This window comes from Streptomyces globisporus (assembly GCF_003501885.1).
In the GTDB taxonomy this organism is placed as follows: Bacteria; Actinomycetota; Actinomycetes; order Streptomycetales; family Streptomycetaceae; genus Streptomyces; species Streptomyces globisporus_D.
On sequence record NZ_QWFA01000168.1, the window covers coordinates 1 to 13,422 of the forward strand.

A 13,422-nucleotide genomic window follows, 5' to 3' on the forward strand; every position below is an offset into this window, starting at 1 on the left:
GCGTACGCGGGAGGGCGGGGGAGACGAGGGCGGGCGTGCTGTCGAGGTGCTCGGCCAGTTCGGCGATGGTCCGGTACTCGAAGAAGAGAGTGGCGGGCAGGGTCGTGCCCAGCTCCCGTTCGAGCTGCCTGACGAGGTCGACGGCGGCGAGCGAGTCGAGACCGAGAGCGAGAAACGGTTCGTCGTCCGGAACCTCGGTGGCCGGCAGCCGCAGCGCGGTGGCGAGCAGTCGCCGCAGCAAGGCGGCGGTGCTGTCGCTGGTGCCGGTTGCCTTGGAGGCCGCCGTTCCCCTTCCCGTGGCTCCTGCTGTCGTGGTCGGGACTCTTGAGGGCTCCGGGGCCACGGGCGGCGAAGACGGTGTGAGATCGGCGAGCAGCAGCTGTGCCGCGTCGACTTCGCATGCCGTGCGGAGCGCCGCCAGTGCGGGAGAGAGGGCAACGGTCCGCCCTCCGGCGTTCCGTCCGGTGGTGGGGTCCGCTCCCGTCCCGGTTCCGAGCGCCGCCGCCATGCCCGTACCGGCCAGGGCGGCGAGGTTCACGGACTGCCAGGGCCTGCCCGCGTGTCGTTCCGACGCGGCGAACGCGTCGAGGAACGCGTTGGCACCGGCGTAGTCGCCCAGTGCGCCCGCCAGTTTGGGCAGTACGGCGCTCACGGAGGAGAAGACGACGCGGACCGCCGGGTCGAGTCCGTGCCGGCGCAGGGCCAGCGAGAGGAGCAGGGCGCCCCGGGTCTTGGCGGCCAGGGCGTCCGCCGTCTCGCCCGGGCGCCTGTGCCGCAGGGTGCCGGGTCGTACGACACCTGCGGCGTGGAAGAGGGCGTCGAGGCGAGGCAGTTCGGCGAGGAGCGCGTCGACATCCCGCTCCACCGAGACGTCGGCCACGCGGTAGTGGACGGTGGCGCCCAGGGTACGGAGTTCGTCGGCCAGCCCCTCGGGGAGCGCGGGGGAGCGCCCGGTGAGGACGAGGGTGGGCCGGCCCCGGCCCGCGAGGTCCCGGGCGAGGGCAGCGCCGATTCCGCCGCCGCCCCCGGTGATGAGGAAGGTGCCGTCGGGCGGCAGCGGTGACCGGGCCGCCCCGGGGCCACCCGCAGGCTCCATCAGCGGCACGAAACGGCGGGTGAGCCGTCGTCCCGCACGCCAGGCGACGATGGTCGTGCTGCCAGGGGTACCACCGGACTCCAGCTCGGCCAGCACGGCCGTCAGACGCTGGGACGGGGTGTCCAGCGAGCAGAGGTCGAGGGCGGTGGCCGCAGCACGTGGAGTCTCCTGCGGCAGCGCCAGCAGGAGTCCGCCGAGGACGGCATGGGCGGGCCGTGGCCTTTCCCGTACGGTGCCCGTGACATGCACGTCCTCGGTCATCACCAGGAGCCGGTCCGCGTGCGTCTCGTCGAACCGGGCGAGGGCCTCGCCGAAAGCGGTCGACGCGGATTCTTGGACCCGGCCGAGGGCGTCGTCGGTGTCCTGGACGGGAGCCGGCCCGGCCACCAGGACCACGGCATCCGGACGCCCGTCGTCACCCGCTGCGTACCGACGTACACCTGCGGCGGCGAGCTGTGAGGCGAGGCGGTCCACGGACGCGGGGTCGGGTCCGGTCAGCAGCACCGAACGCACGGACCCCGCCGCCCTTGCCGCCTCGGTCGCCTTTCCGGGCAGGTCGTCGTCCTCCCACAGGACCCGGTGCAGGAGAGGACGCGCGGGCGGCTCGGCCCAGTAGCGGCGGCGCTGGAAGGGATAGGTGGGCAGGGGAATCCGCTGGTGGCCCGCGTCGAGCGCGGTCCGGTCCAGCGGCACGCCGAGCGACCAGAGCCGGCCGAGGGTCTCCAGAAGGTCTCCGCGCCCGCCGTGCCGGTCATCGGGCAGCGGTGCGTCCTGCGATCGGTCGACGGAACGTCCCGGCAGCGCGCACATCACCGTGACGCCACTGCCGGATTCACCGGGCGCGTACGCCTTGGCCGCCGCGCGCACCGAACCCGACAACGTAGCGCCGTGGCCGATCTCCACGAAGGTGTCGTACCCCTCCCGGACCAGGCGTTCCACGGCCGCCCCGAACAGCACCGGGCGTTCGGCGTGGTCGCGCAGGTAGGCCGGATCGAGGACCGGCTGCCACGCGCCGGTGACCGTGCTCATGAGCGGCACGGACGGGGCTCGCGGAGTCAGCGAACGGGCCGCGTCGGCGAGTCGGTCGGCCACCGGCCGCATCAGCGGTGAGTGGAAGGCCCGCGATACCCGCAGACGGCGCGTGGGGACGCCCTGGGCGTCGAGGGTGCGGGCGGCGCGTTCCACGGCGGAGACGGTCCCGGACAGGACCTGGAGTCCGGGACCGTTGTACGCCGCCACGGTGAGGCTCCCGCCGGACTGCGCCACCGCCGCTGCGACGGCCTCCTCGCCCCCGCGGACGGCGAGCATTCCACCGGGTTCGGTGAACGCGCCCATGAGACGGCCGCGTTCGGCTGCGAACCGCACGGCTTCCCGGAGAGTCAGCACCCCGCTGACACAGGCGGCGGTGATCTCCCCGACGCTGTGCCCGGCGACCGCTTCGGGCTCCACACCCCAGGTACGGAGCTGACGGGCGAGCGCCACCCCGGAGGCGACGAGAAGCGGCTGGGCCACCTCGGTCATGGCCTGCGCGGCCGGATCCACCTCCGGGTCCAGCCCCCAGTCCACCAGGGGCCGCCCACAGACGGGGCCGAGGAGCGCGGACGCCTCGTCGAAGGTGTCCCGGAACACCGACGCCGTCCGGTACAGCGCCCGGTCCTGGCCGGGGGACTGGGACTGGGCGCCCTGCCCGGGAAACAGGAAGACGACGCGCGGCCGGGAACGGACGACGCTCGCGGCGGGCACGGCGGTTGCACCTGTCCCGGCGCGTCCGCCCGCTCCGCCGGTCCCGGCACGCCGAACCGCGCCGCTCGTTCCCGCGTGCCCGCCCGCTCCGCCGGTCCCTCCGGCGAGTTCGGCGAGCCGTTCACGTAGATCACCGTCGGCGACGACGGCGAGCCGGTGGGGCCCCTCGTCCCGGGACGTGCTCGCGGTCCGGCAGACATCGCCCTCGCGCAGTCGCGGACGGCTGTCCAGATGCGTGGTGAGCCGGTCCACCGCGTCCCGGAGCGCACCCGCGCTCTGCGCCGAGAGGGTCAGCAAATGGGGCCCCTCGACAGGGACGTCCCGCGCGGCAGCCGGCGACGACGAGGCAGACCCGGCTGACGGAGGCGGGGTCGGGGCCTGTTCGAGAACGGCATGGGCGTTGGTGCCGCCGAAGCCGAACGCGTTGATCCCCGCGACCAGGGGCCCGGCCGACGTCCAGTCCCGAGCCTCGGCGACCACGGAGAAGCCCGCAGGAGCCAGGCCCGGCGCGGGCGGGGTGTGGTGCAGCGACGGCGGCAGCCGACGGTGGTCCAGAGCCAGCACGACCTTCACCAGCGCGGGCAACGCGGCGGCATTCAGCAGATGCCCGATGTTCGTCTTCACCGAGCCGAGCAACCGGGGCTCGCCGTCGGGCCGTTGGGGAAACGCGTGAGCCAGCGACCGCAACTCGATCGGGTCGCCGACGGCTGTGCCCGTCCCGTGCGCCTCCACATAGGTCACCGATGCGGGATCGACGCCCGCCGCCTCGTACGCTTGGGTGATGACCTCGCGCTGCCGCAGCGGATTGGGCGCCATGAGGCTCATCGACCGGCCGTCGTTGTTGACGGCCGTCCCCCGGACCACCGCGAGCACCTCGTCGTCCGCGAGCCGGGCCGCGTCGAGACGGGTCAGGACGATCGCCGCTCCGCCCTCACCGGGGACGAAGCCGTCCGCGTCGGCGCTGAAGGCGCGGCTGCGCCCGGTGGGGGACAGGGCCTGCGCCGCTTCCAGGAGCCGGTGCGGGGTCGAGGTCAGATGGAGGTTGACCCCACCGACGACGGCGAGGTCGCACTCACCGTCCAGCAGGCTGCGCCGAGCCAGATGCAGGGCCACCAGACCCGACGAACAGGCGGTGTCCACGGCGAGTGCGGGACCGTCGAGGTCGAGGCTCTGCGAGACGCGGGCGGCTATCAGGGCGGGCAGATTGCCGGTGAGCGCGGTCGGCAGCGGAGAGCCGTCGGCCGAAGCCCGGTCCAGGACCTCGCGGTAGCCGCTGTCGCCGACCGCCGCGAACACACCGACCCGGCGACCGCGCCGACGGGGCCCCGCGTATCCGGCGCGTTCGAGTGCCTCGTGCGCGAGTTCCAGGAAGAGCCGCGCCTGCGGGTCGATCGCGCGCGCTTCGTCCTCGCCGATACCGAAGTAGGCGGCGTCGAAGGCGGCCGGGTCCTTGAGGAGCCCCGCCCAACGATCCCGGCCATCCTCGTGCCAACGCCCGTACGGTACGGGGGTGATGGCATCGTTCCCGCCGATGAGCAGGTCCCAGAAGTCCTCGGGGGTGTCGGCGCCGGGGAACCGGCACGCCATCCCGATGACGGCTGCGACGGCTTCCCCGTCATCTCCGGTCTTCCCGGCCTCGGGGGTGGACGCCGACGAACCGGGCGCCACCGTCAGAAGGTGACCGGCGAGGGCGGCCACGGTGCCGTGGTCGCGGATGACCGCCGGAGGCAGCGTCACACCGAAGGCGTCCTCCAGCGCCACCAGGACCTCCATCGCCTTGAGCGACGTCCCCCCGAGGCTCCCGAACGGCTCATGCACACCGATCGACTCGGCGGGTCGCTCCAGCACACGCGCCCACACGCCGCGGACGGCGTCGACGGTCTGAGCCCGCGCTCGGGGCACGTCCGTGCGGGGCTCCGCAGACAGAGCACCGTCGCCCGCCGGCTGCCCACCGGTCGCGAACGAATCAGCCCCGAACGCACCGGCCTCGAACCGCTCCCGCAACCGTCGCCGCTGCAGCTTCCCACTCGTCGTACGGGGGAACGCCCCCGGCGGCAGGGCCAACACCCGCACATCGTCATGGAACAGCGCCTCGCGCACCCGCGCCGCGGCGCGTTCGAGCACCTCCATCGCGTCGCGAGGGGGCCGCGCCCAGGGGACGAACACCACGACGCGCTCCGCACCGGTGACCGGGTCGGTCGAACCGACCACCGCCGGGGTGCCGGGAGGCAGCCCGGGTGTCGACGCCGCGACCTCTTCCAGGTCCGTGGCGTGGAAGGTGCGGCCGTTGAGGAACAGCACGTCCTTGTGCCGGCCCGTGACGCACAGCCGGCCGTCCCGCAGGAACCCGAGGTCACCGGTGCGCAGCCACCCCTCGGTGAACGTCTCCGCGCTCACGCCGGGAAGGCCGCGGTAGCCACGGGCCAGTTGAGGACCGCGCACCATGATGTGCCCGACCCGCCGGTCCCCGAGGACAACGCCGTTGTCATCGACGATGCGCACGGCGCAGCCGGCCACCGGCCGCCCGACATCCATGAACTCGACCGCGTCGTCGCCCGGTTCGGTGTCCACCGCCACGCCACCGCTCAGTGACGCCCGGTCCAGGACCAGAGGTTCGGCCACTTCCCCCGGCGGCGGGAAGGTCACCGCGAGCGTCGCCTCCGCCAGGCCGTAGACGGGCTGGGCCGCCGCCGGATCCAGCCCCGCAGGCCGCGTCCGGGCGGCGAAGGCACGCCACACCGCGGGCGCGATCGGCTCCGCCCCGACCAGGAGCAGCCGCACGGCCGAGAGGTCCAGCCGGGCCAGGACGTCCTCGGGAACGCGGCGTACGGCCAGCGCCAGCGCGAAGTTGGCCGCGGAGAGCACCGTGGCCCGGTGCCGGGCGGCCACCTCGAACCACAGGCGGGGCCGCTTGGCGAACGACAGCGGACCGATCTTGACCTGCCGGGCCCGGGCGGCCAGCGGAGCGAGATGCGTACCGATGAGCCCCATGTCGTGGAAGTACGGCATCCAGCTGACCACCACGTCGTCGGCGCTCAGCGCCGAGGCGGTCCGTATCTGCTCCAGATTGGCCAGCACCGCGCGATGCGTCACCTCCACCCCCTTGGGCGCACCGGTGCTCCCCGAGGAGAACTGCAGGAACGCCACGTCGTCGGGCCCGGCGGGTGCGGGTTCCCGCAGCACCGGCCCCGCGCGCAGGGCATCGAGGGTCAGGGCGCGTGCGCCGTCGGGAAGCTCGACGGCCGGCGGCGCCGTCGAGGCGTCCACGACGAGCGGCGGCCGCCCCAGGTGCTCCCAGACCGGCAGGACCCGACGGGCATCGGCGGCCAGCGGAACGGGAACGAGACCGGCCGCCACCGCACCCCAGAACATCGGCTGGAAGTCCTCGCTGCGATCAGCGAGCAACGGCACACAGGTCCCGGGCGCGACGCCCGCCTCCCGCAAGCCGCCGGCCACCCGCAGGGAATCGTCCAGAAGTTCGCGCAGCGTGACCGTCAGCTCGCTTCCGTCGCCACGGACATGCACGACGATCTGCCCGGGGGCTTCACGGACCGCGTCCAGCAGTACATCCAGCAGTGTCAAGTGGTGCTCCACCGGTCGATCGATCCGTTCTGCGCGAGTTCTCCGAAGTTCCCGGATGTTCTCCGAAGAATGATCTTAAAAACGCGCGGGCCGGGGGGAATCAACCGCCGGGAGGAGGCGGTGTGCACCCTGGGAGTGACACGGTGGCGGAGTTCGACCGCTGATGCACCGGGGTCCGGCCCCGGCGACGTCGCTTGCTCGGCGGACGGGCGGAAGCGCCCCGACGGACAGGCGGAAGCGACCTGCCCGGCCGCTCATGGGCCGGCCGGGCAGGGTCACGCATCGGTGCGCTCGCCTACGCGCCCTTCGGCGCCGCCTGCTGCACGACCTCGAAGGACCACACCGTGGACCCGCTTGCCGCGGGCTTGGGGCGCTCGCCGCCGGAGGCGTCGCCGCCCTGGTGGGCCGCCTTCATCGGACCCTCCATCCATGCCTGGAAGGAGGCCTCGTCACTCCAGCGCGTGTAGACGAGGTAGTCGTCCGTGCCCTCGACGGGCCGGAGCAGCTCGAACCATTCGAAGCCGTCGGAGCTCTCCACGGCATGGGCGCGGGAGGCGAAGCGCTTCTCCAGCGTCTCGCGCTGTTCCTGGGGGACTGTCAGCACATTGATCTTGACTACGCTCATGGCCCCATCCTGCCGTACGAGGTCCGGACCCCGTCGCTTCAGGGGGAGGGAAGCGTTCGCGCCGATCTCCCGTCCCCGCTCCCGGCGGCCGAGGGGAGTTCCACCGTGACGCGCAGTCCACCGCCGGTGCGCGGGGCGAGGGCGAGCGTCCCGTCGTGTGCGCGAGCGATGGTCTCGACGATGGCCAGGCCGAGGCCGACCCCCGCGTGGTGGGTACGCAGACGCTCGGCGCCCCGCTGGAAGGGTTCGGTCAGCGTCGAGACCAGCTCGGGGGAGAGGGGCACCCCGGTGTTCTCGACCGCCAGCACCACGGCCTCACCGCGGACGCTCGTCGTGACCTGGACGGTGCCCCCTTCCGGCAGGTTGTGGACGATGGCGTTGTGCACGAGGTTCGTGGTCAGCTGCAGCAGAAGCGTCGGTGATCCGGTCGTGGTGGCGATGTCGCCCCGCGTCTCCAGGGTGACGCCGCGCTCTTCCGCGAGAGGGAGGAGGCTCTCGGCGGCCTCTTCCGCCAGGAGCGACAGGTCGACGGGTTCCCCGGTGAAGGAACGCCGGTCCGCCCGGCTGAGGAGGAGCAGCGCCTCGGTGAGGTCGATCGCCCGGCTGTTGACGGCATGGAGGCGGTCGATGATCTCGCCGGTGTCGTGGTCCGGATCGGCGCGCGCCACCTCCAGCAGCGTCCGGGAGACGGCGAGCGGCGTGCGCAGCTCGTGGGAGGCGTTGGCGGCGAAGCGCTTCTGCTCGGCGACGTGCGCCTCCAGGCGGGCGAGCATCGTGTCGAAGGCGTCGGCGAGTTCACGGAACTCGTCCTTGCGGCCGGGCAGCCGGATCCGGTGGGAGAGCGATCCGTGCGTGGCCGTGCGGGTGGCTTCCGTGATCCGGGTCAGCGGGGCGAGCATCCGGCCGGCCAGGAACCATCCGCCCACGAGCCCGAAGACGAGAAGGATCGCCAGCACGGTGCCCGCCGCCGGGGCGAAGGTGTACGCGAGGAGCTGACGGTTGGGGTTCTCGTACAGCATCCGCTGGTTCCAGTCATCGGGAACGTACTGCAGGAGATACACCCACACCGCCGTGAGCAGCAGGATCCCCGCGACCATGAGGAACCCGGCATAGCTGAGGGTGAGCTTGAGGCGGACGCTCAACCCGGGCCGCCTGACCACGGCCCCCTCCGGTAGGACCACCGTCCCTCCGGCTCCGGCTCCGGCCGCGGTCCGCTCGCTCCTAGCCACCGTTCTCTCCGCTCTCCCCGTCTCCCCGTCCGGCGTCGGCCGCCGGTTCGATGCGGTAGCCGACGCCGGGCACGGTCGCGATGATCCCGGGTTCTCCAAGGCGTTTGCGCAGAGCCGATACGGTGATGCGCACGGCGTTGGTGAACGGATCGGCGTTCTCGTCCCAGGCGCGTTCGAGGAGTTCCTCGGCGCTGACGACACCGCCCTCGGCGGCGACCAGGACCTCGAGCACGGCGAACTGCTTCCGGGTCAGCGCGACGTACCGGCCGTCCCGGTACACCTCCCGGCGGAACGGATCGAGGCGCAGCCCCGCGATCTCCCGCACGGGCGGCCTGCTGTGGCCGCGTCTGCGGTCGAGCGCCCGGAGCCGGAGGGCGAGTTCGCGGAGCTCGAACGGTTTCGTGAGGTAGTCGTCGGCGCCGAGCTCGAACCCGGAGGCCTTGTCGTCGAGCCGGTCGGCGGCGGTGAGCATGAGGATCGGGGTGCCGCTGCCGGAGGCGACGATGTGCCGGGCGATCTCGTCACCGGAGGGACCGGGCACATCACGGTCGAGGACGGCGATGTCGTAGGCGTTGACGCTCAGCAGCTCCAGCGCGGTGTCGCCGTCGCCCGCGATGTCGGCCGCGATCGCTTCGAGACGCAGACCGTCGCGGATGGCTTCTGCCAGATAGGGCTCGTCCTCGACGATCAGCACACGCATGTCCCTGATGGTAGGAGTCGCCGCATATCGTCGGCGTATCGAAAAGCACATACGCGCCGGCAACTCCGCGCTGCCTTGACTTGGCAGCATGACTCGACCCCCGCCGTCGGCGCGTACGTCGACACTCCGGTTCCGCAGGCCCCTCGTCATCGGCCTGCTGGCCGCCCTGGCAGCGATCGCCATGGCCCTCGGCCGGCCACTGCTGAAACCCTCCTCGGACTCGGCGGCCACCCCGGGCCCTGACTCCTCGACCCTCCTCCCCGCCCCGTCCCTCTCCGACCGGCCGCCGTCGCACGCCCCGCACCGCGAGAGCCGGGGCGCGCTCGACAAGGCCGACGGTGTCGTACCCGACGGTGTGACGGTCCTCGACGACGAGGTTCCGGCAGTGGCCAACCTCGACGCGGAGCTGCTCGACGCACTCCGCCGGGCAGCACAGGACGCCGTCGGCGACGGAGTCACGTTCACCGTCAACAGCGGCTGGCGTTCCGCCGCATATCAGGTGGAGCTGCTCCGCAAGGCGGTCGCGCAGTACGGCTCCGAGGCCGAGGCCGCCCGCTGGGTGGCCACCGCGACCACGTCTCCCCATGTGTCGGGGGACGCGGTCGACATCGGGCCCGACAGGGCGACGGACTGGCTGTCCACCCATGGCGCCGCGTACGGGCTGTGCCGGATCTACCGGAACGAGCCCTGGCACTTCGAGCTCCGTACAAACGCGGCGGAGCAGGGCTGCCCGCGCATGTACGCCGACCCCACCCAGGACCCGAGGATGCGACAGTGACCGGCAGCGAACGAGGACAGACCATGGCGACGCGGGTGGACACCGGGAACACGGCGGACGCGGCAGCCGAGGCACGCACGCAGGACACGACCGCCCCGTCGGTCGTAACAGGTACGCCGCGCACACCCGGAACACTCCGAGCCTCGGGCATCTGGCGCCGCGGCCGCGTCCTCGCGACGGCGGCGCTGCTGCTGGCCCTGCTCCTGCTGCTGCACGAGAGCATCCCGAACCGGATCGGGAACGTCGGCAGCCTCATCGAGACCTTTCTGCCGTGGTGCGGCCTGTTCGTTCCGCTGCTCCTGACCGGCGCGCTGCTGCGCCGCTCCGCCACCGCGGTGATCGCCCTGCTCCTCCCGGTCGTGGCCTGGCTGAACCTCTTCGGCGGACTGCTCACCGACAAGACCCGTCCGGGCGGCGACCTCACGGTGGCCTCTCACAACGTCGGTGCGCAGAACCCCGACCCGGTCGGCACCGCCCGCGCTCTGGTCCGCTCCGATGCGGACGTGCTGGCACTGGAGGAGCTGGCCGCCCAGGCCCGGGGGACGTACGAGAAGGAACTGGCGAAGGCGTACCTGCACCACACGGTGCAGGGCACGGTCGGGCTGTGGAGCAGGTTCCCGTTGTCGGACACCCGCCCGGTCGACGTCAAGATGGACGCCGGACCGCTGGGGGACGCCAAACCCGCCGAGGTCAAGATGGTCTACAACCGGGGGATGCGGACCACGGTGACCACGGACCACGGGCCCCTGGCGGTGTACGTGGCACACCTCGGGTCCGTACGCGTGAACCCCAGGGCCGGGCTCTCGGCGGGCCAGCGGGACGCCGGCGCGCAGTCGCTGGGACAGGCCGTCGCCGCCGAGGAGAACGAGCGGGTGGTGCTGCTCGGCGATCTGAACGGCACCCTGGACGACCGTGCGTACGCCGGGATCACCTCGCGGATGGAATCGGCCCAGGAGGCGGCCGGGTCCGGCTTCGGCTTCAGCTGGCCGGCCTCGTTCCCTGTGGTACGGATCGACCAGATCCTCGTACGCGGCGTGGAACCGGAGAGCGCCTGGGTCCTGCCCGCCACCGGCAGCGACCACCGGCCCGTGGCGGCCCGCATCAGCTGGTGAACGAGTCGCAGCTGCGCACCATGGCCGTACGGCACGGCACCCGAGTCGCCGCCAACCTCGCGTCCAATCCCGATGCGACGCCGGCGCTGCTGGCCGAACTGGCCCGGCACGAACCGCCCGTACGCACGGCGCTCCGGCTCATCGCTGGCCACACCAACGCGACGGCCACGGCGCTCCTCGTCTGCCTGGAGGACGCCGAGGCGCGGCCCGTGGCCGCCGGGCACCCGGCGCTGCCGCCCAAGTTCGTCGCCGATCTCGTGGCGGGGGCCGACCGGCGGTCGGCGGAAGCGGCCGCCGCCAACCCGTCGCTCCCGCACACGGTGATGGCGGAACTCCTGCCCTTCCCTGCCCGTACGCGGGCGGGCCCGGACGGTGGTAGGCGCCTCCCGCCGCACCCTGCCCTCCCCGGGGCCGGGACCGACGTACGCGCTAGGCTGCTGAATCGCCACGGGGGAAGTCCGGTCGAAATCCGGCGCTGACCCGCAACGGTAGACGGACCTCCGGTCCGTGAGCCCGATCACCCGCGGCACAGAAGGCTCCTGACCATTCGCCGTGGACTGCGAAACGGGCGCTGCGCGGGACGGCCGCCGTCCGGGGCCGCTCCTCCTTGCGCGACGCACGGCCCGAGGCGAAAGCGACCGGCCGTGGCCACGTCTCTCGACCGCATACCCGCCAAGCCGCCGAGTTCCGCGCGCGTCGGCTCCGGACCGATGCCGCCCCGCCGCGTACCCCTGGCGCTCATCGTGACCGGGTTGAGCCTCGCCCTTCCGCTCTCGCTCGTCTGCGGGGCGGCACTCGGGGCGTCGGGGCTCTCCTGGGCCGAGGTGACGCGCTACCTGTGGGCAGGGCTCACCGGCGGTGCCATCGGCTCCGACGAGGTCCCGGCCTACACCATCGTCTGGGAACTGCGCCTGCCGCGAGCGGTCCTGGCCGCTGTCGTCGGTGCTGGTCTGTCCGCCATCGGGGTCGCCGTCCAGGCCATGGTGCGCAACGCGCTCGCCGACCCGTTCGTGCTCGGCATCTCCTCGGGCGCGGCGGTCGGCGCCAACGCCGTCCTCATCTTCGGGGCTCTGGGCGCGCTGGGCATCTGGGCGCTGTCCACGGCGGCGTTCGTCTCCGCGCTCCTCGCCATGCTGCTCGTGTACGCGGTCGCCCGCACCGAACGTGGTCTCACGCCGCTCCGGCTCGTGCTGACGGGGACCGCGATGTACTACGGCTTCTCGGCGGTCACCACGTTCATGGTGTTCGCGGCCGAGCGCGGGGAAGCGGCCCGCTCCGCGATGATGTGGCTGCTCGGCAGCCTCAGCGGCGCCAACTGGGCCGCCGTGCCGATCGCCGCCGGGGCGGTGCTCGTCGGCCTCGCGCACCTCGGGTGGTCGGCGCGGCGCCTGAACGCCCTCGCCATGGGCGACGAGACCGCCGCCGCGCTCGGCGTCGACCCCGGCAGGCTGCGCAAGGAACTCTTCCTCGTCTCCGCGGCCGTCACCGGGGCGGTCGTCGCGGTCAGCGGGGCGATCGGCTTCGTCGGCCTGATGGTCCCGCACGCCACCCGGATGCTGGTCGGCGCGGACCACCGACGGCTTCTGGCCGTCGCACCCCTCGCGGGAGCCGTCCTGCTGATCTGGGTCGACATCCTCTCGCGCGTGGTGCTCGCCCCGGCCGAACTGCCGGTGGGCGTCCTCACCGCGGTCATCGGCGTTCCCTGCTTCATCCTCCTCATGCGCCGGCGCGCTTACTCCTTCGGGGGCATCTGATGCGGATCGACATCGACGCGCTCACCGTCGAGACAGCCGGCGCACGTCTGCTGGACCAGGTCACCCTGGGCGCGGCCGACGGGCAGCTCGTCGGTCTGGTCGGCCCCAACGGCAGTGGGAAGTCCACCCTGTTGCGCTGCGTCTACCGTGCTCTGCGACCGTCCGCCGGCGCCGTCAGGATCGGCGGTGATGACCTCCACGCCCTCTCCACCCGGGAAGGCGCGCGACGGCTGGCCGCACTTCCGCAGGACGCGGTCGCCGAATTCGACTTCACCGTCGCCGAGATCGTCGCCATGGGCCGTCTGCCGCACCAGGGGCCGATGGCCCGGACGACCGACGAGGATCGCCGCCGCTGCGACGAGGCGCTGGAAGGCGTCGGGGCGGGACACCTCGCCGAACGCGGCTTCCTCACCCTCTCCGGCGGCGAGCGGCAGCGCGTCCTGATCGCCCGCGCGCTCGCCCAGCAGCCCCGGGTCCTGGTGCTCGACGAGCCCACCAACCACCTGGACATCGCCCACCAACTGGAAGTCCTCGCCCTGGTCCGGGGCAGCGGCCTGACCGTGCTGACCGCCCTGCACGACCTGAACCTCGCCGCCCTCCACTGCGACGTCGTCCATGTCATCGAGAGCGGCCGGATCGTCGCCTCAGGACCGCCGCAGGACGTCCTGACCACCGAACTGCTGGCCGACGTCTTCGGCGTACGGGCACACCGCGTCACACACCCCGAGACCGGCGTGCTGCAACTGCTCTTCGACCTCCCCCCGGCCCGTCCCACCTCCTGAAGGAGACCTGCCCCCATGCCC

Annotated in this window: 9 protein-coding genes; 5 read left to right on the plus strand and 4 right to left on the minus strand. The window is 72.8% G+C overall.

Annotation, left to right across the window (positions count from 1 at the left end):
- The 4 genes from D3105_RS25745 to D3105_RS25760 form a co-directional block, all read right to left on the minus strand.
- Positions 1-6,433: type I polyketide synthase (locus tag D3105_RS25745; protein ID WP_118905402.1), on the minus strand; the 6,433-nt coding region annotated here is incomplete at its 3' end.
- A gap of 283 nt (positions 6,434-6,716) precedes the next feature.
- Positions 6,717-7,046 (minus strand): antibiotic biosynthesis monooxygenase family protein, encoded by a 330-nt coding sequence (locus D3105_RS25750; RefSeq protein ID WP_118905403.1) that lies wholly within the window; start codon positions 7,044-7,046, stop codon positions 6,717-6,719.
- A gap of 38 nt (positions 7,047-7,084) precedes the next feature.
- Positions 7,085-8,188 carry a sensor histidine kinase gene (locus D3105_RS25755; protein WP_118905404.1) on the minus strand — a complete coding sequence of 368 codons (1,104 nt, stop codon included), beginning with the start codon at positions 8,186-8,188 and terminating at the stop codon, positions 7,085-7,087.
- 79 nt (positions 8,189-8,267) lie between these two features.
- Entirely contained in the window at positions 8,268-8,975 is a 708-nt protein-coding gene (locus tag D3105_RS25760; RefSeq protein WP_118905405.1) for a response regulator transcription factor, read from the minus strand.
- An 88-nt stretch (positions 8,976-9,063) separates the two neighbouring features.
- Between D3105_RS25760 and D3105_RS25765 the strand changes: the two genes are divergently transcribed.
- The 5 genes from D3105_RS25765 to D3105_RS25785 all read left to right on the plus strand — a co-directional run bounded on the left by D3105_RS25765 (position 9,064) and on the right by D3105_RS25785 (position 13,401).
- The gene (locus D3105_RS25765; RefSeq protein ID WP_118905406.1) at positions 9,064-9,753 is read left to right on the plus strand and encodes a M15 family metallopeptidase; all 690 of its coding nucleotides are present in this window, start codon (positions 9,064-9,066) and stop codon (positions 9,751-9,753) included.
- Positions 9,754-9,776: 23 nt separating this feature from the next.
- Positions 9,777-10,865: an endonuclease/exonuclease/phosphatase family protein gene (locus D3105_RS25770; RefSeq protein WP_240647018.1), complete on the plus strand. Its 1,089-nt coding sequence runs from the start codon at positions 9,777-9,779 to the stop codon at positions 10,863-10,865.
- A complete protein-coding gene (locus D3105_RS36120) occupies positions 10,862-11,344 on the plus strand; it encodes a hypothetical protein (RefSeq protein ID WP_425315760.1) in 483 nt (160 codons plus the stop codon). Before D3105_RS25770 ends, D3105_RS36120 begins: the two co-directional genes overlap by 4 nt.
- Before the next feature lie 165 nt (positions 11,345-11,509).
- Positions 11,510-12,619 (plus strand): FecCD family ABC transporter permease, encoded by a 1,110-nt coding sequence (locus D3105_RS25780; protein WP_118905409.1) that lies wholly within the window; start codon positions 11,510-11,512, stop codon positions 12,617-12,619.
- Positions 12,619-13,401 (plus strand): ABC transporter ATP-binding protein, encoded by a 783-nt coding sequence (locus D3105_RS25785; protein ID WP_165891082.1) that lies wholly within the window; start codon positions 12,619-12,621, stop codon positions 13,399-13,401. The genes D3105_RS25780 and D3105_RS25785 overlap by 1 nt, the downstream gene beginning before the upstream one ends.
- Positions 13,402-13,422: the final 21 nt, after the last annotated feature.

Bases quoted from the DNA above. Each gene is read 5' to 3' on its own strand.
- D3105_RS25765 (WP_118905406.1), top strand. From the start codon at position 9,064: ATGACTCGACCCCCGCCGTCGGCGCGTACGTCGACACTCCGGTTCCGC.
- D3105_RS25770 (WP_240647018.1), top strand. From the start codon at position 9,777: ATGGCGACGCGGGTGGACACCGGGAACACGGCGGACGCGGCAGCCGAG.
- D3105_RS25785 (WP_165891082.1), top strand. From the start codon at position 12,619: ATGCGGATCGACATCGACGCGCTCACCGTCGAGACAGCCGGCGCACGT.
- D3105_RS25760 (WP_118905405.1), bottom strand. From the start codon at position 8,975: ATGCGTGTGCTGATCGTCGAGGACGAGCCCTATCTGGCAGAAGCCATC.
- D3105_RS25750 (WP_118905403.1), bottom strand. From the start codon at position 7,046: ATGAGCGTAGTCAAGATCAATGTGCTGACAGTCCCCCAGGAACAGCGC.